Source organism: Euryhalocaulis caribicus (genome assembly GCF_000412185.1).
GTDB classification, from domain to species: Bacteria; Pseudomonadota; Alphaproteobacteria; order Caulobacterales; family Maricaulaceae; genus Euryhalocaulis; species Euryhalocaulis caribicus.
On record NZ_ASJA01000007.1, the window covers coordinates 101,664 to 121,714 of the forward strand.

At 63.0% G+C, this 20,051-nt stretch carries 19 protein-coding genes; 13 read left to right on the forward strand and 6 right to left on the reverse strand.

What is annotated here, in order from left to right; genetic code table 11:
• The first annotated feature begins 20 nt into the window (after positions 1-20).
• Positions 21-1,952 (forward strand): ComEC/Rec2 family competence protein, encoded by a 1,932-nt coding sequence (locus tag L338_RS07630; RefSeq protein ID WP_277813417.1) that lies wholly within the window; start codon positions 21-23, stop codon positions 1,950-1,952.
• On the opposite strand, the gene lexA is transcribed toward L338_RS07630, so the two are convergent.
• From lexA to L338_RS07660, 6 genes are all read right to left on the reverse strand, one after another.
• Positions 1,949-2,635 carry a transcriptional repressor LexA gene (lexA, locus tag L338_RS07635; RefSeq protein ID WP_022697780.1) on the reverse strand — a complete coding sequence of 229 codons (687 nt, stop codon included), beginning with the start codon at positions 2,633-2,635 and terminating at the stop codon, positions 1,949-1,951. The genes L338_RS07630 and lexA overlap by 4 nt on opposite strands.
• Positions 2,636-2,712: 77 nt before the next feature.
• Positions 2,713-3,498, reverse strand: coding sequence for an indole-3-glycerol phosphate synthase TrpC (trpC, locus tag L338_RS07640; RefSeq protein ID WP_022697781.1), 786 nt, complete (start codon positions 3,496-3,498; stop codon positions 2,713-2,715).
• Positions 3,495-4,508 (reverse strand): anthranilate phosphoribosyltransferase, encoded by a 1,014-nt coding sequence (gene trpD / locus L338_RS07645; protein ID WP_022697782.1) that lies wholly within the window; start codon positions 4,506-4,508, stop codon positions 3,495-3,497. Before trpD ends, trpC begins: the two co-directional genes overlap by 4 nt.
• The gene (locus L338_RS07650) at positions 4,505-5,089 is read right to left on the reverse strand and encodes an anthranilate synthase component II (protein WP_022697783.1); all 585 of its coding nucleotides are present in this window, start codon (positions 5,087-5,089) and stop codon (positions 4,505-4,507) included. The genes trpD and L338_RS07650 overlap by 4 nt, the downstream gene beginning before the upstream one ends.
• A 4-nt stretch (positions 5,090-5,093) precedes the next feature.
• Positions 5,094-6,581 carry an anthranilate synthase component I gene (trpE, locus tag L338_RS07655; RefSeq protein ID WP_022697784.1) on the reverse strand — a complete coding sequence of 496 codons (1,488 nt, stop codon included), beginning with the start codon at positions 6,579-6,581 and terminating at the stop codon, positions 5,094-5,096.
• Positions 6,578-8,458, reverse strand: coding sequence for a peptidylprolyl isomerase (locus L338_RS07660; RefSeq protein WP_022697785.1), 1,881 nt, complete (start codon positions 8,456-8,458; stop codon positions 6,578-6,580). Before L338_RS07660 ends, trpE begins: the two co-directional genes overlap by 4 nt.
• A 127-nt stretch (positions 8,459-8,585) precedes the next feature.
• Here L338_RS07660 and tpiA point away from each other — a divergent pair, with 127 nt between their 5' ends.
• The 12 genes from tpiA to L338_RS07720 all read left to right on the forward strand — a co-directional run bounded on the left by tpiA (position 8,586) and on the right by L338_RS07720 (position 19,732).
• Positions 8,586-9,338, forward strand: a complete 753-nt coding sequence (gene tpiA, locus L338_RS07665; protein WP_022697786.1) for a triose-phosphate isomerase — start codon at positions 8,586-8,588, stop codon at positions 9,336-9,338.
• Between the two features lie 64 nt (positions 9,339-9,402).
• Positions 9,403-10,353 carry a response regulator gene (locus L338_RS07670; RefSeq protein ID WP_022697787.1) on the forward strand — a complete coding sequence of 317 codons (951 nt, stop codon included), beginning with the start codon at positions 9,403-9,405 and terminating at the stop codon, positions 10,351-10,353.
• 37 nt (positions 10,354-10,390) lie between these two features.
• Positions 10,391-10,744: a preprotein translocase subunit SecG gene (gene secG / locus L338_RS07675; protein ID WP_022697788.1), complete on the forward strand. Its 354-nt coding sequence runs from the start codon at positions 10,391-10,393 to the stop codon at positions 10,742-10,744.
• A 66-nt stretch (positions 10,745-10,810) separates the two neighbouring features.
• On the forward strand, positions 10,811-12,442 hold the full coding sequence (locus L338_RS07680; protein ID WP_022697789.1) for a CTP synthase: 1,632 nt from the start codon (positions 10,811-10,813) through the stop codon (positions 12,440-12,442).
• Positions 12,443-12,539: 97 nt separating this feature from the next.
• A complete protein-coding gene (locus L338_RS07685; RefSeq protein WP_161624610.1) occupies positions 12,540-13,178 on the forward strand; it encodes a head GIN domain-containing protein in 639 nt (212 codons plus the stop codon).
• A 166-nt stretch (positions 13,179-13,344) separates the two neighbouring features.
• Positions 13,345-13,524, forward strand: a complete 180-nt coding sequence (gene rpmF / locus L338_RS07690) for a 50S ribosomal protein L32 (RefSeq protein WP_027068375.1) — start codon at positions 13,345-13,347, stop codon at positions 13,522-13,524.
• A 19-nt stretch (positions 13,525-13,543) separates the two neighbouring features.
• Positions 13,544-14,818 carry a phosphopyruvate hydratase gene (eno, locus tag L338_RS07695; protein WP_022697792.1) on the forward strand — a complete coding sequence of 425 codons (1,275 nt, stop codon included), beginning with the start codon at positions 13,544-13,546 and terminating at the stop codon, positions 14,816-14,818.
• A gap of 125 nt (positions 14,819-14,943) precedes the next feature.
• Positions 14,944-15,255 (forward strand): FtsB family cell division protein, encoded by a 312-nt coding sequence (locus L338_RS07700; protein ID WP_033310852.1) that lies wholly within the window; start codon positions 14,944-14,946, stop codon positions 15,253-15,255.
• 109 nt (positions 15,256-15,364) lie between these two features.
• Positions 15,365-16,408, forward strand: a complete 1,044-nt coding sequence (gene pdhA / locus L338_RS07705; protein WP_022697794.1) for a pyruvate dehydrogenase (acetyl-transferring) E1 component subunit alpha — start codon at positions 15,365-15,367, stop codon at positions 16,406-16,408.
• On the forward strand, positions 16,408-16,794 hold the full coding sequence (locus L338_RS07710) for a hypothetical protein (protein WP_022697795.1): 387 nt from the start codon (positions 16,408-16,410) through the stop codon (positions 16,792-16,794). The genes pdhA and L338_RS07710 overlap by 1 nt, the downstream gene beginning before the upstream one ends.
• A 29-nt stretch (positions 16,795-16,823) precedes the next feature.
• Positions 16,824-18,299 carry a pyruvate dehydrogenase complex E1 component subunit beta gene (locus L338_RS07715; RefSeq protein ID WP_022697796.1) on the forward strand — a complete coding sequence of 492 codons (1,476 nt, stop codon included), beginning with the start codon at positions 16,824-16,826 and terminating at the stop codon, positions 18,297-18,299.
• A gap of 11 nt (positions 18,300-18,310) precedes the next feature.
• Positions 18,311-19,732, forward strand: coding sequence for a pyruvate dehydrogenase complex dihydrolipoamide acetyltransferase (locus L338_RS07720; protein WP_022697797.1), 1,422 nt, complete (start codon positions 18,311-18,313; stop codon positions 19,730-19,732).
• Positions 19,733-20,051 lie beyond the last annotated feature (319 nt).

Genomic DNA, 20,051 nt, shown 5'->3' on the forward strand with positions numbered 1-20,051 from the left:
GGCTTGGCGTTATCATTTTTATGACGCGCCCCGCGGCCCTGCCTGTGGCGATTATCATGCTTCTTATAGCTGGCGCGCTCGGCCTTCGTCTGGCGGCGCGGCGGCGGGTTGAACACCTGGTCGCCAGCTGGGCGTTGGCGCTCCTTGCATGGGGTTTGCTGGGCTGGGGCGCCGCAGCGTGGCGGGTGGATCGCGCGGCGGCTCCGGTTCTGCCGGAATATGAACGGGGCTATGACGTGGCCGGCTGGGTCAGCCGCGTCGATCCCGGCCGGCGGCCGGGCGTGGTGATCGAAGTGGCGGCGATAAGCGGCGTGGACGCCCCGCCGGAGCGCATCCGGGTGCGTACGCCGCGTCCCGCGCCGTCCCTCGGCGCCGGCGTTTCCGGGCGCATGTCACTGACCGCGCCGCCGGGGCCGGCGACGCCGGGCGGCTATGATTTCTCGCGGCGGGCCTGGTTCGATGGCATTGGCGGGACAGGCTTCACCTATGGCCGTATGGACGCCGCCGATGTGGAAACCCGGGGCTGGCAATCCGTCAAACGCCGCGTTTCGCGAATTCGGGGGCGTCTGGCCGACCGCATTCGCGACGCCGCCCCGAGCGGGTCCGGCGCCATAATCGCCGCGCTTCTGACGGGGGAGCGCAGCGGGATCGACAATCAGGACGCCGAGGCGCTTCGCGCATCGGGGCTGGGACACTTGTTGGCGATTTCCGGCCTTCACATGGCGCTGGTGGGCGGGGGCGTCTTCTTCGTGATCAGCCTGTCGCTTGCGCTTATCCAGCCGCTGGCGCGGCGCTACGATATCCGGAAACCGGCCGCCATGGCCGCCATTGTGGCCTCGGCTGTCTATCTGGTTATTTCCGGCGCGCCCGTTTCCGCCCAGCGCGCCTTCATCATGTTGCTGGTGGCCTTTCTTGCGCTCATTTTTGACCGCCGGGCCCTGACATTGCGCAATGTCGCGGTCGCCGCCGTGATCGTCCTGTTCTTCACGCCGGAAGCCCTGCTTGAGGCTGGCTTCCAGATGTCATTTTCGGCCGCCGCGGCGCTGGTCGCGGCGTTCGATTTTGCTCGGGAGCGCGGCTCCAGCCGCAGGCTTCCCGCGCCCATCCAGTTTTTCTCGTCACTGTCGGCGACCAGCCTAGTTGCGGGCGCGGCGACCGCCGCATTCGCGGCCTTCCATTTCAATCGCTGGGCGGCCTACGGGCTGTTCGCCAATCTCGCCGCCATGCCGTTCTTCACGCTCTGGGTTATGCCCGCGGCCGTCATCGGCTTGGCCTTGACGCCGATCGGGCTGGATGGCGTGTTCTACCGGCTGGCCGCTTCGGGAATGGATGTGGTCCTGGCCGTGGGCGGGAAAGCGGCGGAAGCGCCGCACGCGCTGGCCTTTACAGCGGCGGGGCCGGGTTGGGCGTTGGGCGTGTACTCCGCGGGTTTCATTCTGCTTGTGGGCGGACGCCGACTGGCGCGCGTCCTTGGCCTGTTGGTCATGGCCGCCGCGGGTCTGGCGTGGAGCACCGCGCCCAAACCTTTTCTCTGGATTTCAGATCAGGGCGTTGTCGCCGTGCGGGAAGGGGATGAACTCTATGCCTCAAGCCTGCGCAGATCCCGCTATGGCGTGGACCAGTTTTCGCGACGCCTGGGACAGGATCCGGAAAAACCGGTTCACGACCTCAAAACCCGCATGAATTGCGACGCGGACGCCTGTGTCGGGCAAATCTCCGGTATGAAAATCAGCCTCATCGAGCGCAGACGATCGCTGAAAGAGGAATGCCGGCAAGCCGATCTGGTGATTTTTGAAGAGCCCGCCGCCGCGCGCAGTGCATGGCTATGCCGGGGCGAACTCTACGACGCGGTCCGACTGAACCGCGCCGGCGGCGTTGCATATTACCGCAAGGGTGGCGGTTATCAGATCAAAACAGCGCGGGAATCACGCTGGAAGCCGCCGAAACCCTAGTTGTAGCGGCGCAAAAGACTGACAAGCCGCCCCTGAACCCGCACCCGGTCAGGTCCGAAAATCCGCGTTTCATAGGCGGGGTTGGCCGCCTCCAGAGCGATGGAGTCGCCCTTTTTCCGCAGACGCTTGAGCGTGGCTTCCTGATCGTCGACCAGCGCAACCACGATTTCGCCCGTCTGGGCGGTGTCACAGCGCCGGATGACGGCAAAATCGCCGTTCAGAATTCCAGCCTCGACCATGGAATCGCCCTCGATTTCCAGCACGTAATGCTCGCCATCGCCCATCATGTCCGGGGAAACGGCGATACGGTCCGTCTCGTGCTGGATCGCCTCAATCGGCGTGCCGGCGGCGATCTTGCCGAGAATCGGCACGTCAATTGATGAGGCCCCGCGGTCAATATAGGCGCCGCCGCCTTCAATCACGTTGGGTTTGAAGCCTTTTTCGCGCGCCGCCCCGGCCTCCACCGATCCGTCCGGCATGCGCAGGATTTCCAGCGCGCGGGCCCGGTGCGGCAGACGGCGGATGAATCCGCGCTCCTCCAGGGCCGTGATCAGCCGGTGAATGCCCGATTTGGAAGCGAGATCCAGCGCCTCCCGCATCTCGTCATAAGAGGGCGGCACGCCATCCCGATCGAGGCGCTCTTTGATGAAGAGCAGCAGCTCTTTCTGTTTTTTGGTCAGCATGCGAACCCCAAGAACAAATCAGAAACGTCGACTATGTTCTACTTGTGTTCTTTTTGGGGGTCAAGTGCTTGAACCGACTAGGCGAGGAGGGCGCATGTCGCGCTTTCCACATTCTCTTGCCGCATCAGGTGTTCCCCGATCAGGAACCCGCGCGCGCCGGCGGTCCAGAGACGCTGTATATCACCGCGGTCTCGAATGCCGCTTTCGCCCACGAGGAAGGAATCGGGGGGCGCTTGCGAGGCCAGTGATTCGGTCGTTGCCAGATCGGTCGTGAAGGTTTTCAGGTCGCGATTATTGATGCCGAGCAGGGGGCTGGAAAGCGTCAGGGCGCGGTCAAATTCGGCCTGATCATGAATCTCGACCAGCGCGTCCATTTTCCATCGCCTGGCTTCGGCGATGAGGTCGGCGGCGAGGGCATCATCCACCGCGGCGAGAATGACCAGGATGCAATCAGCCCCCAGCGCGCGGGATTCCGCGACCTGCCACGGATCAAACAGGAAGTCCTTGCGTAACGCAGGAAGCGGCGATTCCGCTCTGACGGCCATAAGATAGGAGTCATCGCCCTGAAAGCTCGGCCCGTCGGTCAGAACGGAAAGGCAGGCCGCGCCGCCTGATTCATAGGCGCGCGCCAGTGCAGGCGGGTCGAAATCGGCGCGAATCAACCCTGCGGACGGGCTGGCTTTCTTGATTTCACAGATCAGGGCGGGCGTTCCGCTTTGTGCTTTCTCGCGCAGCGCGCTTTCAAAGCCCCGCGGCTGAGAGGCGGTTTTGGCGCGCGATTCGAGTTCGCTTGCCGAAATCGCCGCTTTGCGCGCCGCGATTTCTTCCAGCTTATAGGCCTTGATCCGCTCCAGCGCGTTCATGAGTTGGATATCGCAATCAGGGAATCCAGAGCGCCGCGCGCCTTGCCCTCGTCAATGGAGGCGAACGCCATCTCCACGCCGTCGGTCAGATTGTCCGCGATTTCCGCGATAACCAGCGCCGCGCCCGCATTCAGCGCCGCAATATCGCGATAGGCGGAGCGTTCCCCGGCCAGCAGCGATTCAATCGCCCGCGCATTGTGCACCGGGTCGCCGCCCTGCAGGGCGTCAGGCAGGGAGCGCTTCAGTCCGGCGGCTTCCGGGGTCACTTCGAAATGCCGGATCTGGCCGTCTTTCAGCTCCGCCACGCGCGTTGTGGAGGTCGTGGTCAGCTCATCCATTCCGTCCGCGCCATGCACCACCCAGACGCGGGTGGAGCCGGTGCGGCGAAGCGCATCGGCAATCGGCTCCAGCCATTTGGCGTCATAAACGCCCAGAAGCTGCCGCTTCGCGCCCGCGGGATTGCTCAGCGGGCCCAGCAGGTTGAAAAGCGTGCGCAGGCTCAGCGAACGGCGTACCGGAGCGGCGTGTTTCAGCGCGGAATGATGGGTCGGCGCATAGAGAAACCCGACATTCGCCTCGTCTATACAGCGGCCGACGACGGCGTGATCGGTCTCTATATTGACGCCCAGCTCAGCCAGAACCTGTGAGGAACCGCTTTTGGAGGACACCGCGCGGTTGCCATGCTTGGCCACCCGCGCCCCGGCGCCGGCGGCAATCAGCGCCGCCGCGGTCGAGATATTGAAGCTGCCCGCCGCATCGCCGCCCGTTCCGCAGGTATCGATGATGTCGTGCGGAGTCTCGATGCGCGTTGCGCGGGACCGCAACACACGCACCCCGGCCTCGATCTCGTCGACAGTCGCATCCAGAATTCGCAACCCCATGAGGAAAGCGGCGATCTGGGCGTGGTCAGCCGCGCCATCCATGATTTCGCCCAGCGCGGCCTCGACATCCTCCGCGGGCGCGCGCCGCCGGTCGGCATAGAGGCCAATGCATCTTTGAACCGCGCTCATGCCGCCGCCTTTGCCTGGCTGAGGTTCAGGAAATTCCGTAACAGGTCATGCCCGTGCTGCGTGGCGATGGATTCCGGATGGAATTGCACGCCATGGACGGGGCGGGTCGCGTGGCGAAACCCCATGATTTCCCCGTCTTCGGTATCGGCGTTGATAATCAGCGCTTCCGGAAGGCTGTCCCGCTCCACCGCCAGGCTGTGATAACGCGTGGCCGTGAAGGGGCGGGGCAGGCCGTCGAAAACGCCGGTGCCGTCATGCCGGATCGTGCTGGTCTTGCCATGCATGATGGTCTTGGCCTGCACCACCTTGCCGCCAAAGGCCTGCCCGATGGCCTGATGGCCCAGACAGACGCCCAGTATCGGCAGGGTTACCGGGGCGGAGCGGATCAGGTCCAGACAGATGCCGGCCTGGTCAGGACTGCATGGTCCCGGAGACAGAAGAATCGCCTGAGGCTTCATGGCCAGCGCTTCGGAGGCGGTCAGCGCGTCATTACGGCGGACCTCCACGTCCGCGCCCAGCTCCAGCGCATAATGGACGAGGTTGTAGGTGAAGCTGTCATAGTTATCGATCATCAGCAGCATGGCGTCACTCGTCCGAAAAGCGTTGCGCTTCCGCGGCGGCGCGGAACAGGGCGGCGGATTTATGCACGGTCTCCATGCGCTCTGTCTCCGGGTCGCTGTCGATCACCACGCCTCCGCCGGCGCGCACGTGCAGCTTGCCGTCTTTTACCACGCCCGTCCGCAGGGCGATGCAGGTATCCAGTCCGCCGTCAGCCGCAAAATACCCGACAGCGCCGGCATATACGCCGCGTTCTTCATCTTCCAGTTCATCAATGATTTCCATGGCGCGGATCTTTGGCGCCCCTGTCACCGTGCCAGCCGGAAAGCCTGAAAGCAGGGCGTCGATGGAATCCTTGCCCTTGGCCAGATCGCCCTGAACGGTCGAGACAATATGCATGACGTGGCTGTAGCGCTCGATCGCGAATTTCTCGATCACTTCCACTTCGCCGGCCTCCGAAACGCGTCCGACATCGTTGCGGCCGAGATCCAGCAGCATCAGATGCTCGGCGCGCTCCTTTTCATCGGCCAGCAATTCCTCTGCATGGCGCTGATCCTCCCCCGGCGTGGCGCCGCGCGGACGGGTTCCGGCGATGGGCCGGATCGTGACCTTGTCGTTGCGCACCCGGACAAGGATTTCCGGGCTGGAGCCGACCACCGAAAAATCGCCAAAGCGCAAATGAAAGAGGAACGGCGAGGGGTTGAGACGGCGTAGCGCCCGGTACAGGGCGAAGCTGTCATGCGGGAAGGGGGCCTCAAAACGCTGTGAAGGGACAATCTGGAACGCGTCCCCCGCCTTGATATAACGCTGGGCTTCGCCAACGATTTCACGATACCGCGCCTCAGAAGTGCTGCTTTCAGGCGTCACCTCGACCGGGGTGAAAGCCTGCTTCGCGCGGTCTGGCGGCGTGTTTTTCAAGGCTTCCGCCGCGTCTTCCAGACGCGCCCGGGCCTCATCCAGAGCCTTGTCGGACTTGCCCTCCGGCCCCGTCGTGGTGGCCAGGGTAATCTCATGCGCCACATTATCGAATATCGCCACAACCGATGGCCGGATCAGAATAGCGTCCGGCACATCTAGGGCGCGGTTATTTGTCCGGGGCAGGTTTTCCGCCTCGCGCGCCAGCGCATAACCCAGATACCCGAACAGCCCGGTCGCCATGGGCGGCATTCCCTCGGGCAACTCGACCCGGGTCTCCGCAACCAGACGCCGGAGCGAATCTAGCGGGCCATCCTCCTGACGCGCCTCCGGGCCGCCATTACGGCTGATGAAGGCTGTGCGGTCGCGGACCGTCCAGACAAGGTCCGGCGCAAATCCGATTGCGGAATAGCGTCCGCGCCAGTCGCCGCCTTCTACCGACTCCAGCAGAAAGGACATGCCCTCGCGCCCCGCCAGCTTCAGATAGGTGGAAACCGGCGTTTCCAGATCGTCGACAATATGGGCGTGGACAAGCTGCCGCTTTCCGGCGGCGTGGCGTTCGCGGAACGCCGCCGGATCAGTCGCCAGCCGGAGCGTCATTGCGGAACGTCGTCGCCAAGCGCGAAGGCGATCTGGTCCGGATAGGTTTTCACTTCATATTGCTGCTGCAGCGCCAGCTGGAATTGCGTCAGAAGGTCCTGCGCCACTTCATTGGCCATTTCTTCGCGCGACGGGCTTTCCGCGCCCGGATCCACACTGATCTCACGCAGCGCCGCAACGGCCTGACCGCCTTGTGCGGACGGGGCGGTAACCACTTCGCCGGGGGCTGCCTCAAACAGCGCGCCGACGAGCCGCGGGCCCGCCGCGCCGGCCGTCTGACCACGTGTGACCGTTACCGATTCCACGCTGGCGCCCGCGCCGATATCGGCGGCAATGTCGGAAAAAGCCTCGCCGTTTTCGGCTCTCTCAGCGGCTTCACTGGCCACGGCTTCCATATTTTCCTGCAGCTGTTGCGACCGCCAGACCTGCTCGGCGGCGGGGCGCGCCTCAGCCAGCGAGACAAGCTCCTCTGCATTGACCCGGTCCACCCGCACCACGGCAAACCCCTGATCGCCCAGGTCCTCCAGCGCGCTGGTTTCGCCCTCCTGCATCTGGAAAGCCAGTTCCAGCACTTGCGGGGCCGCCATGAGCTTGGCGAAGGTTTCGCCTTCCGCGCCCCGGCCTTGCCGTGTCACGGGGAGGTAGGACATGGCCACGATCTCCGCTTCCGTGGCGGCGTCCTCGATGGGAGCGCCGGCGCCGCGCGCATCCTCGAAGGCGCTGATTGCGTCATACATGTTTTCGATGGCCGTATCGGCGGCCAGTTCGCTCCGCAATTCGTCGCGAACGTCCTCTATGGCCGGGGTTTCGGCGTCCACGGCGGCGGTGACATCAACCACAGACCAGCCAAAACGCCCCTCCACTACGCGCGCAGGGTCTTCGGCGGACATGGCAAACAGGGCGTCCGCAATTTCGCTGTCGACAATATCGTCCGCGCTTGCCGCTTCGGCCTGAACCAGATCCGCCTCGACGGAATCCGCAACCGCCTCGGCGGTTTCTCCGTCATTGATGCGCGCAGCCACGGCGTTGGCCTCTTCCTCGCCCGGCAGCTGGATTTGGACATAGCTGCGGGTGGCGGCTTCGGCGAAGGAATCCTTTCGGAATTCGTAGAGTTCCTCGATCTGCTCCTCCGTCACGTCCACGGTCTGTTCAAAGTCGGACGGCGAAAGCCAGGCAACGGTCACCGCGCGGCGTTCCGGTTGCGTGAATGCAGATTGATTGGAGTCGATGATGTCCTGAAGCTGCGCATCCGTCGGATCACCGATTTCTTCCGCAAGGGAGGGTGCAAGGACCAGAACATCGGCGCGCCGGGATTCCCCGGCAAAGGCCTGACGCCGTTCCGCAAAGCTGGCCGGCGCGCTTTCCCCGGCGGTAACGGCGCGGATCAGCTGTTGGCGGATGATGTCGCCGCGCACCGCGTTCTCGAACTGGCGTTCGGACATTTGCAGTTGCGCCAGCTGGGAACGGTACTGGTCGCGATTGAATTCGTTCCGAACCGGATCCCGGAAGGCTTCGATGCTCTGTATTTCCTCATACAGCGCGCGATCGGACGCGCCGAGGCCGAAATTGCCCGCCTGGGCGTCCAGTGACGCCATTGTGATCATCTCGCTGAGAATCTGGCGATCCAGCCCCGCGTCGCGGGCGTCCTGCGCGGTGAAGCGACCTTCATTCTGGCGGGCGATGGTCTGGACTCGGCGATTGAACTCGTCAGAAAATTCCTGCGCCGTCACCTTTTCGGGGCCGACAACCGCGACAGCATCGCGGGGACCGCCGCGGAACATGTCATTAACGCCCCAGATGGCGAAGCTGAGGGCAAGAACGACAATAATGGGCGCGGCCCATTTCGATTTCGCGGCGTTGCGCAGACCAGCAAGCATCAATCATCCATTCGATTGCAGTTGAAGCGGCGAAATCTAGAGAGCGCGGCTCCACGGGGCAAGCCGCGCATATTGCCGGACGCATATGGCGCTGCTAGGCGTTCTCCGAAACAGACGAGGAACAACCATGACGCGAACGCCCCTGATCGCAGGGAACTGGAAAATGAATGGCCTTCAGCCTGCGCTGGAAGAGGCAAAAGCCATTGCGCAAGCCGCCGACAGCCAGGACGGGGCCGAAGTGCTGCTGTGTCCGCCTGCGACCCTGCTGACCGATCTGGCGCGCACCCTTTCGGGCAGCCGCGTGAAAACCGGCGGTCAGGATTGCCATGCCGAGGAATCCGGCGCCCATACAGGCGATGTCAGCGCGGAAATGCTGGCCGGGGCCGGGGCGGATTATGTCATCGTGGGCCATTCGGAACGCCGCGCAGATCATGGCGAGGACGACCTGACCGTGAAGGCGAAAGCCAAGGCTGCGCGCCGCGCGGGCCTCACGCCGATCATCTGCGTGGGGGAGAAGGAAGCCGAGCGCGCGAAGGGCGTGCATCTGGACGTTATCGAAATGCAGCTGGATGGCTCCACGCCCAAGAATCTGGCTGGCGACGAAGTGGTCATCGCCTATGAGCCTGTCTGGGCCATCGGCACGGGCCGCACCGCGGAGCCGCAAGACATCGCCGAGATGCACGAATTCATCCGCACCCGCCTGCGGCACATCATGGGCGAAGAGGCGGAGGGGGTGCGGATTCTCTATGGCGGCTCGGTGAAGCCCGGGAATGCGGCGGAGATTCTCGGCATCGACAATGTCGACGGCGCCCTTGTCGGCGGCGCGAGCCTGAAAGCAGCAGATTTCGGCCCGATCATCGCGAGTGCGCAATCGGAATAAGCGCCTGTAAAGACTTCTCGGTTTTAATCGGGCCAGAGACAGGAACCGGCCCGATTAGGATTGCATGGCTCAAGATCCCGAAAACCTCGCGCGCGTCGTACTTTTTGACCCGATCCGGCAGAATCTCCGGACGACGCGCTATGCGCTCTACGAACTCGGATTTCGTGAAATCGATACGTTTTCGGCGCTGGGAGAGGTGCGCGAACGCGTTGAGGCGGCCGATGTCGATCTTCTGGTCATGGAGCCGGAAGACGATCCGAAGGTTTTCAGCCTTGTTCGCGACATCCGCCACAGCCGTATCGGGCGCAATCCGTTTTCCGTCATTTTCCTGACCTGCTGGACGCGTGATCCGCAGAACATACGTCAGGCGCTGGAAAGCGGCGCCGACGACCTCATCGCGCGCCCCTTTTCGACCCGTTTTCTTGATGAGCGCGTCGCCGCCGCGATCGAACGGCGAAAGCGGTTCGTCGTGACCAGCGATTATATCGGACCGGACCGCCGCAGCGGCCCGCGCCCCGGCGCCGCCGATCCACGCTATCTGAACGCGCCCAATACGCTGAAGGCCGCCGCCAAGGGCGACTGGGAGGCGCTGGAGGCGACCTATCAGCATATCAAGACGGTACAGGAAGACGTGGCGAAAGAACGCGTGCAGCGCTTGTCCGTGCGCATTGCCGCGGATCTTGAAATTTCCAACCCTTCTTCGCCCTCCGCCGAAATCTCGGTGATTAAACAGGCCCGTGAGCTTGAGCGCCTGGCGGAGCGAGTCGGTCCGGAAACGGCAAGCATCGCCAAGGCCCTGACCAAATCCCTGACAGACGGGGAGGCGGGCGCACCCGGAAAGCGCTGGCGAGTCGCGCGTGAACTCGCGCACGGCGTTTGCGTATCCTCAGGCCATGGCGACTCTTCCGCGTCGGAGGAAATCGACCGACTTGTGGGCAAGCTGCGTGAGAAACAGGATTCTGTTGCGAAAGATGGTGGCCTTGAGAAGCAGAAAGGCCTACATAGCGCCGCTTGAACCCGTGTAGCGGCCCCTCAAGCGTCTCAAGGTTCCCATGCATACCCTTCTACTGTTGATACATTTCTTCCTGTCCGCAGGACTTATCGGTCTGATTCTGCTGCAGCGCTCCGAAGGCGGGGCGCTTGGCATGGGCGGTGGTCCGGGCGGCCTGATGAGTGGACGCGGCGCAGCCAGCCTGCTGACGCGAAGCACGTCGATTCTGGCGGCCGGCTTTTTCATCACCAGCATCCTGCTGACCGTTATCGGCAACCGTGGCGCGCCTTCCAGCGTGGTGGACCGGGTCAGCTCGCCGACAACGACTCAGGAAACGTCTCCCGCCGATTTTCTCTCCGAGGGAGAGGCGACGGAAAACGAGACGCCCGAGCCGGTGATTCCCGAACAAGAGTAGGCGAATTTCGCCATCCTGCGCGCCGCCGGTTCTAGCGGCGCCGAATCTCAGCTAAGTTGGCGTTCCATGGCGCGCTATATTTTTATTACGGGCGGCGTGGTTTCCTCGCTGGGCAAAGGTCTTGCTTCGGCGGCGCTGGGCGCGCTGCTGCAGGCGAGGGGCTATTCTGTCCGCCTCCGCAAGCTCGATCCCTATCTGAACGTCGATCCCGGCACGATGTCTCCGTATCAGCACGGAGAGGTCTTCGTGACCGATGACGGCGCTGAGACTGATCTGGATCTGGGCCATTATGAACGCTTCACTGGCGTATCGGCGGCGCAGTCTGACAACATCACCACGGGGCGGATCTATTCCAACATTCTGGAGAAGGAGCGCCGCGGCGATTATCTGGGCGCGACGGTCCAGGTCATTCCGCACGTCACCGACGAGATCAAGAATTTCGTCCTGAACGACGCCGGCGATGCGGATTTCGTGCTTTGCGAGATCGGCGGGACGGTTGGCGATATCGAAGGTCTGCCTTTCTTCGAGGCGATCCGTCAGCTGGGCCAGGAGCTGGGCCGCGACCGCGCCCTGTTCATGCATGTCACGCTGCTGCCCTTCATCAAGGTGGCCGGCGAGATGAAGACCAAGCCGACCCAGCATTCAGTGAAGGAGCTTCGCTCCATCGGCATCCAGCCGGACATCCTGCTGTGCCGTTGCGAAAGCCATATCCCGGCGGACGAAAAGCGGAAGATCGCGCTGTTCTGTAATGTGCGCGAAGGCAGCGTCATTCAGGCGCTGGATTCAGCGTCGATTTATGACGTGCCGCTGGATTATCACCGCGAACGGCTGGACAGCGAGGTGCTGGAGCATTTCCGCATTGATGACGCGCCCAAGCCGGACCTGACGCGCTGGCAGGACATCTCGGACCGCATCTCCAATCCGGACGGCGATGTCACCATCGGCGTGGTCGGCAAATATACCGAACTTCTGGACGCCTATAAGTCCCTGACCGAGGCGCTGGCCCATGGCGGCATCGCGAACAACGTAAAGGTCCGCATCAAGTGGATCGAAAGCCAGCAATTCGAGGACGAGGAAGAATCCGTTAACGCGCTGGAGGATGTTCACGCCATTCTGGTGCCCGGAGGCTTCGGGGAGCGGGGCGCGGAGGGCAAGATTCGCGCTGTGCAGTTTGCCCGCGAACGCAAGATTCCCTTCTTCGGCATCTGTTTCGGCATGCAGATGGCCGTGATCGAGGCGGCGCGGAACCTGGCCGGCATCAAGGACGCCGGATCGACGGAGTTTGGCGGACAGCCCGAACCGCTGGTCGGCCTGATGACCGAATGGATGCGCGGCAACCAACTTGAGAAACGCGCCCGCGACGGCGATCTTGGCGGAACCATGCGTCTTGGCGCATATCAGGCGGCCCTGAAGCCGGGCAGCCGCGTGCATGAAATCTACGGCTCGACCGAGATCAGCGAGCGCCACCGCCATCGCTATGAAGTGAACAATCACTATTGCGAGCAGCTGGAATCGCAGGGCCTGAAATTCTCCGGCATGTCCCCGGACGGCCTGCTGCCGGAGATCGTCGAATTCGAGGATCATCCCTGGTTTATCGGGGTCCAGTTCCACCCGGAACTGAAGTCCCGGCCGTTTGAACCGCATCCGCTGTTTTCCAGCTTTATCGGGGCTGCGGTCGAGCAAAGCCGGCTGGTCTGATCTTTTTCCTGTGACCGATGCATCCAATCGGTTCGTTCAATTCATCCCTATTTCCTGAAACGGGCGTATAATGCGCCCGAGGCTTCAAGGGATGGGCATGATGAAAACGAAATTGCTTCTGGCCGCGGCGGCCGGGCTCCTGCTTTCCGGAACGGCGAACGCACAGGACGGCGATTTACTGCCGCTGGGCTCATTCGATTCGCTGGATGTCGGCGGGCAATTTGAACTGGAAGTCACTGTGGGTCCGGAGGCGTCGGTCCGGATCGATGCATCGGACAAGGATGCCGATGAGCTGTCCATAGAGGTCAAGAATGGCGAGCTGGACATCGATCAGCGCGCCCGCTTCCTCGGCCGCACCCGCAGTCTGGACGCCCGCATCACAGTAACCATGCCTTCCCTGGATGAGGCTGAATTTTCCCGCGGGATCGACGCCACGGTCAGCGGAGATTTCACCGCGCCGCTGGAGATCGACGTGTCCACCGGGGCGCTGGTCAGCTTTCAGGGGACATGCGATTCACTGTCGCTGGACGTATCCACGGGCGGCGAGCTGGACGCGCGGGGACTGGAATGCCGCGAGGTGTCCGCTGACGCGTCAACCGGCGGCGTCGCCGAGCTTTATGCATCCGAACGGTTCTCCGGCGACGCCAGCATGGGCGGCGTTCTGGATGTCTATGGCGACCCCGCCAGCTTTGACGCGGAATCCAGCATGGGCGGCGACGTCACGCGCCACCGCTAGGGCGCGAGGTCGCGCGCTTTAGAAGCATTGCAGAGGCTGGCTGCGAAATTCCGCGTCACAGCCTTGAGAAAAAGCGCGAATGAAGCTATTTGCGCGGGTCACTGAACACGGCGCGTTCAAAAGCGCGCCGTTTTTGTTTCGCGAACAATTATACGGAGACGGGCCGATGGCCGTTCCTAAGAGAAAAGTCACCAAGTCCAAGCGCGGCATGCGCCGTAGCCACGACCAGCTGTCCAGCCCGGCTTATGTCGAGGATCAGGACACGGGCGAACTGAAGCGCCCGCACCATATCGATCTCAAAACCGGCATCTATCGCGGCCGGCAAGTGACCGAACCCAAAGAATAGCATCAAAGGCGGTTCGCCGATGACGGCCATTGTCGACATCATCGGTCGCGAGATCCTCGATAGCCGGGGATTTCCGACCGTTGAGTGTGAAGTTGTGCTCGAAGATGGCGCGGTTGGCCGCGCCGCCGTGCCCTCCGGCGCCTCCACGGGCGCGCATGAGGCGCATGAGCTGCGCGATGGCGGCGACCGTTACGCCGGCAAGGGTGTCGAGAACGCGGTCGAGAACGTCAATGGCGAAATCTTTGACGCGCTTTCGGGCTTCGATGCGACCGATCAGAGCCGCATCGACCAGGTACTGATCGGGCTGGACGGGACAGAAAACAAGTCCCGTCTGGGCGCAAACGCGATTCTGGCCGTCTCCCTGGCGACCGCCAAGGCGGCTTCCGATTCCATGGGATTGCCGCTGTATCGTTATGTCGGCGGCGTTCAGGCGCGGGTTCTGCCCACGCCGATGATGAACGTGCTCAATGGCGGCGCGCACGCCGACAATCCCATCGACATTCAGGAATTCATGATCATGCCGGTTGGCTTCGACCGGTTCAGCGACGCCCTGCGCGGCGGCGCGGAAGTGTTTCATGCCCTGAAATCCCGTCTGAAGCAGGCGGGCCTGTCCACCAATGTCGGCGATGAGGGCGGCTTCGCCCCCGACATCAAATCGGCCGGCGAGGCGCTGGATCATATTACGGCGGCCATCAAGGACGCCGGCTATGAAATCGGCGAGGAAATGGTCTTCGCCCTGGATTGCGCGTCTTCCGAATATTTCAAGGACGGCAAATATAATCTGGCGGGCGAGGGGCGCACCCTCAGCGCCGATGAACACGCCGCCTATCTGGCCAAGCTGTCCGAGGACTATCCCATCGTCTCCATCGAGGACGGGATGGACGAGGATGACTGGGATGGCTGGAAGGCGCTGACCGATCAGATCGGCGACCGCGTGCAGCTGGTCGGCGACGATCTGTTCGTGACCAACCCGGAACGGCTGGCCGACGGCATCAGCCGCGGCGTCGGCAACGCAATCCTTGTGAAGGTCAACCAGATCGGCACGCTCAGCGAAACGCTGGAAGCGGTCGATATGGCGCATCGCTCCGGCTATGCCGCCGTGATGTCGCACCGTTCTGGCGAGACTGAGGATTCGACGATCGCCGATCTAGCGGTCGCCACGAATTGCGGACAGATCAAGACGGGATCGCTGGCGCGCTCTGATCGCCTGGCGAAATACAACCAGCTTCTGCGCATCGAAGAAGCGCTGGACGACATGGCCGTTTACGCGGGCCGGAACTTCCTCGCCAATTAGGGCGGATTTCTCCGGCTGCGTTTACCAGCCGCTAACCCTGTTTCTTTGCCTTTCGCTAAGGCTTCGCTGTCATTTTCATGCCATCGAGTTCGCGGATCATAATCGCGGATCAGGGGTGAGTGACCGTGAAAGCCATCAGGCGCGCCATACCGACTTTTTTCCTTGCCGGACTGGTAGTCTATTTCGGCTATCATGGCCTGTCCGGCGATCAGGGGGTTCTGGCCTGGGCCGGCTACAAAACCCATATTTCCGAACTTGAAAGCGAACTGAAAGTCGCGCGCGCCGAACGCCGCGAGCTTGAAGACCGCGCCGCGCGGCTGCGTGAAAGCTCGCTTGATCTGGATCTGATTGACGAGCGGGCCCGCGAAATCCTGAATTTCGCAAACCCGGATGACTATGTCGTCCGGCTGGAGGCAGATGCTTCGCATGTGAATTGAATTCACTGCACAGCTTCTGTCAGCCCGCTTTACGTCAGCGTCATTTACTGACTACATCCTCTCGCCGGGCGCGTCAGACGCGCCGCCTTCACCTGTCAGGCGAGAGACCATGGCTGAACGCAAGACCACAAAATCCCCGTCCCGCAGCAAATCGGCTTCCAGCCGGTCTTCAAAGCCGAAGATCGACGCGAAGCAGGATGAATTGCTGCATCTTTACAAAGAGATGCTGCTGATCCGCCGGTTCGAGGAAAAGGCCGGCCAGCTATATGGCATGGGGCTGATCGGCGGCTTCTGTCACCTCTATATCGGGCAGGAAGCCGTCGTGGTCGGCATGCAGGCCAATCTGAAACCGGATGACCGCGTGGTCACCGCCTATCGCTGCCACGGCCATATGCTGGCCACCGGTATGGACCCGAAAGGCGTGATGGCCGAGCTGACCGGGCGCATCGACGGCTATTCCAAGGGCAAGGGCGGCTCGATGCACATGTTCAGCCGGGAAAAGAATTTCTTCGGCGGGCACGGCATTGTCGGCGCGCCGGCGCCGCTGGGCGCGGGCCTGGCCTTCGCGCATCAATATGCCGAGGACAACGGCGTCTGCCTGACCTATTTCGGCGAGGGCGCGGCGAACCAGGGCCAGGTCTATGAGGCCTTCAACATGGCCTCGCTCTGGAAGCTGCCGACCGTCTTCATCATCGAGAATAACCGCTACGCCATGGGCACTTCCGTACAGCGCGCCGCCGCGCACTCGGAAGGCCTGTACGAACGCGGCGCCGCGTTCGACATTCCGGGCGAGCAGGTTGACGGCATGGACGTGCTGAAAGTGCGCGACGCCGGCAAGAAGGCGGTGGAGCACGCCCGGTCCGGCAAAGGCCCCTATATTCTGGAAATCCAGACATACCGCTATCGCGGCCACTCCATGTCCGACCCGGCGAAGTACCGGACGCGGGAGGAGGTTCAGGACATCCGCGAAAAATCCGACCCCATCGACAAGGTCAAAGCCTGGCTGCTGGACGCGGGCTGGGCCGATGAGGACGGGCTGAAAGAGATCGACAAGGAGATCAAGGCGCAGGTCAACGAAGCCGCCGAGTTCGCCAAGGACAGCCCCGAACCCGACCCGTCCGAGTTGTGGACGGACGTGCTGGTGGAGGCGTGATGCGCCGCGCCGTGCTGATACTCGGCCTGACGGCGGGACTGACCGCCCCCGCGGCTGCGGGCGATCTGGATCAGCGCCCGGTGGGTGAGAACCCTGAATATGTGCTGACAGGCTGTGAAGCGCCGAAAGCGCCGAAACAGGGCCGTATCCGGACCGTGGACGAATATAACGAGGCGGTGGACCGCCACGCCTCCTATCTGGAGGCCGTAATGGCGCATCTGGGCTGCATTCAGACGGAGGCGCAGGCCGATTATGACCGTCTCGCCGGCGCCATCCACACGGCCACCACGGCGGAAGTCACCGCCATGCAGGAAGAAATAGACGCCGCCAAATCCGAACTGGATGAGCGGCGCGAGCGTTTTCTTGAAGAAAGCGGCGTTCGCTAGAGACCTCAAAGAGTTGAGACTGTAAGACTATGCCCATTACCGTTACGATGCCGGCGCTTTCGCCCACCATGGAGGAGGGGACTCTCTCCAAATGGCTGGTCAAGGAAGGCGACTCCGTGTCTTCCGGCGACATCATCGCCGAGATCGAGACCGACAAGGCCACGATGGAGGTCGAAGCCGTCGATGAGGGCACTGTCGGCAAGCTGCTGGTCGACGAAGGCTCCGAAAGCGTTCAGGTGAATGCGCCTATCGCCGTTCTTCTGGAAGAGGGCGAGGACGAGAGCGCGCTGGAAGGTTACCAGGCTGGCGGCGCGTCTGATGCGTCGTCTGACAGCGCCTCGGACGCCGCCGCCGATGACGGCCAGGATGACGCTGAAGAGTCGGCAGAGGCACAGCCGGCCAAGTCCAAGACCCCGCCCGAGCCCGAAGGCGAAAAAGACGAATCCCGCGCGCTGGGCGTGCCCGCGTTCCGCGGTCAGCCCGATGCATCCGACCCCACGCCGCCCGATGGCACGGAATGGAAACCGGTCGCCGTGCGGGACGCGCTTCGCGACGCCATGGCCGAGGAGATGCGCCGCGACGAAACCGTGTTCGTGATGGGCGAGGAAGTCGCCGAGTATCAGGGCGCCTACAAGGTGACGCGGGAGCTGCTGCAGGAATTTGGCGCCAAGCGGGTGGTGGATACGCCGATCACCGAACACGGCTTTGCCGGGCTGGGCGTCGGGGCGGCCTTTGGCGGCCTGCGTCCGGTCGTGGAGTTCATGACCTGGAACTTCGCCATGCAGGCCATCGACCACATCATCAATTCGGCGGCCAAGACGCTCTATATGTCGGGCGGCCAGATGGGGTGCCCCATCGTGTTCCGCGGCCCCAACAGCGCCGCCTCCCGCGTCGGCGCCCAGCACAGCCAGGATTATTCCGCCTGGTACGGCATGGTGCCCGGCCTGAAAGTGATCGCGCCCTACGATTCAGCAGACGCCAAGGGGCTTTTGAAGGCCGCCATCCGCGATCCCAACCCGGTCGTGTTCCTCGAACACGAGCTGATCTATGGCGACGAGTTTGACGTTCCCGACTGGGATGACTGGGTGCTGCCCATCGGCAAGGCGCGCATTCGCCGCGAAGGATCGGACGTTACGCTGGTCGCCCATTCCCGGATGGTGAAATTTGCGCTGGAGGCCGCCGAAAGGCTGGCTGAAGAAAATGGCATCGACGCCGAAGTCATCGACCTGCGCACGATCCGCCCGCTGGACACCGAGACGGTCGTCAATTCGGTCAAGAAGACCAATCGGGTGGTTTGCTGTGAGGAAGGCTGGGGCCGGTTCGGCGTCGGCGCTGAAGTCGCCTCTGTCGTGACCGCCGAGGCGTTTGACTATCTCGACGCGCCGCCCGCCCGCGTGCATCAGGCCGATGTGCCGTTGCCCTATGCCGCCAATCTGGAGGCGCTGTCGCTTCCGGGAACCGAAGAAATCATCACGGCCGCCAAGGCCGTCTGCTATCTCGATTAGGGTCTCGAACCATGCCGATTGAAGTCACGATGCCCGCGCTTTCGCCCACCATGGAGGAGGGGACTCTCTCCAAATGGCTGGTCAAGGAAGGCGACTCTGTATCCTCCGGCGACATCATCGCCGAGATCGAGACCGACAAGGCCACGATGGAGGTCGAAGCCGTCGAGGAAGGCACGGTCGGCAAGCTTCTGGTGGAGGCCGGCTCCGAAGGCGTGAAGGTCAACGCGCCTATCGCCCTGCTTCTTGATGAGGGTGAAGACAAGACCGCGCTGGAGGGCTACCAGCCCAGCGGCGCCGATGCCGGTGGCAAGGATGAATCCGGCGGTGAAGATCAGAAATCAGAATCCGAAGACTCGCCCGAGGCGGAATCTCAAGACAAATCCGCGGATGAAGCTTCCTCCGAGCCAAAGAACGGCAAGCCGCCCAAGCCGGCTGCGAAGCCCGGGGACGCGGACAAGGCCCTGTCGTCCGACGAGCGCAAGAAAGTCCAGACCGAAACGGATGGGGGCGAGCGCATCAAGGCAAGCCCCGTGGCGCGCCGCATCGCCCTGCATGAAGGTTTCGACCTGGCCGATGTAAAAGGCACCGGACCGAAGGGCCGGATCGTCAAGGCAGACGCGTTAAAGGCCGCCGAGGAAGGACTGGGCAAGAAAAAGCCCGCCGGGGACAAGACCGCGCCCAAGGCCGCCGCGCCGGACGCAGCGGCCTCCGCCGACGGCCCGCTGGCCAAATACGGCATCGCGCGCGACCGCTACGAACTGGTCAAAGCCGACAATATCCAGAAAATTTCCGCTAAACGCCTGTCGGAATCCTTCCGGGACATCCCGCATTTCCCGTTGACCGTGGATTGCCGGCTGGATGCGCTGCTGGGCTTCCGCAAGGACATAAACGCCAAGGCGCCGGAGGGCGTGAAGGTCTCGGTCAATGACCTGCTGATCAAGGCGTCCGCCCTGGCCCTGAAGCAACAGCCCAAGGCAAACGCCAGCTGGACCGATGAAGGCGTGGCGCTGCACAAGCACGCCGATGTTTCCGTCGCCGTGGCAATTGAGGGCGGCCTGATTACGCCGATCATCTTCGACGCGGACCAGAAGGGCCTGGCTCAGATCTCCGAAGAGATGAAAGACCTCGCCACTCGGGCGCGCGAGCGCAAGCTGAAGCCGGAAGAATATCAGGGCGGCACGTTCAGCCTGTCCAATCTGGGCATGTTTGGCATCAAGAATTTCGCTTCCGTCATCAACCCGCCGCAGGGCATGATCATGTCTGTCGGCGCAGGCGAGGAACGGGCGGTCGTCAACGACGGCGCGCTGGCCAAGGCCACCGTGATGACGGTCACGCTGACCTGTGACCATCGCGTGGTGGATGGCGCGACAGGCGCAAAATGGCTGCAGGCCTTCAAACGCTATATTGAAGACCCCGTCACGATGCTGCTTTAGGCGTCCCGGGTTTAAGAAAACCAGTCCGCTAACAGTCGAGAACGCATCCGGTCTGGATAGCGGACGCATCCCTTTTCTGTCGCCATATTCCGCCGACGGCTAACCCGGACGAGAAAGCATGCCTGATCGAGTTTCCTTCTACCTTGCGGGGGCTGCGGCCCTCTTCCTTTCCGCCTGCGCTACAGGCGCTCCCGTTTCGGGCGCGGCGGACGCCGGGGGCCAGAAGGATCCTCGCTTCGGGGAATGTCCGGAAGAAGACCGGACCGCCCCCGACAGTGTGTGCGCGATATTCGCCGCGCCTCTCCGCCCCGCGGAACCC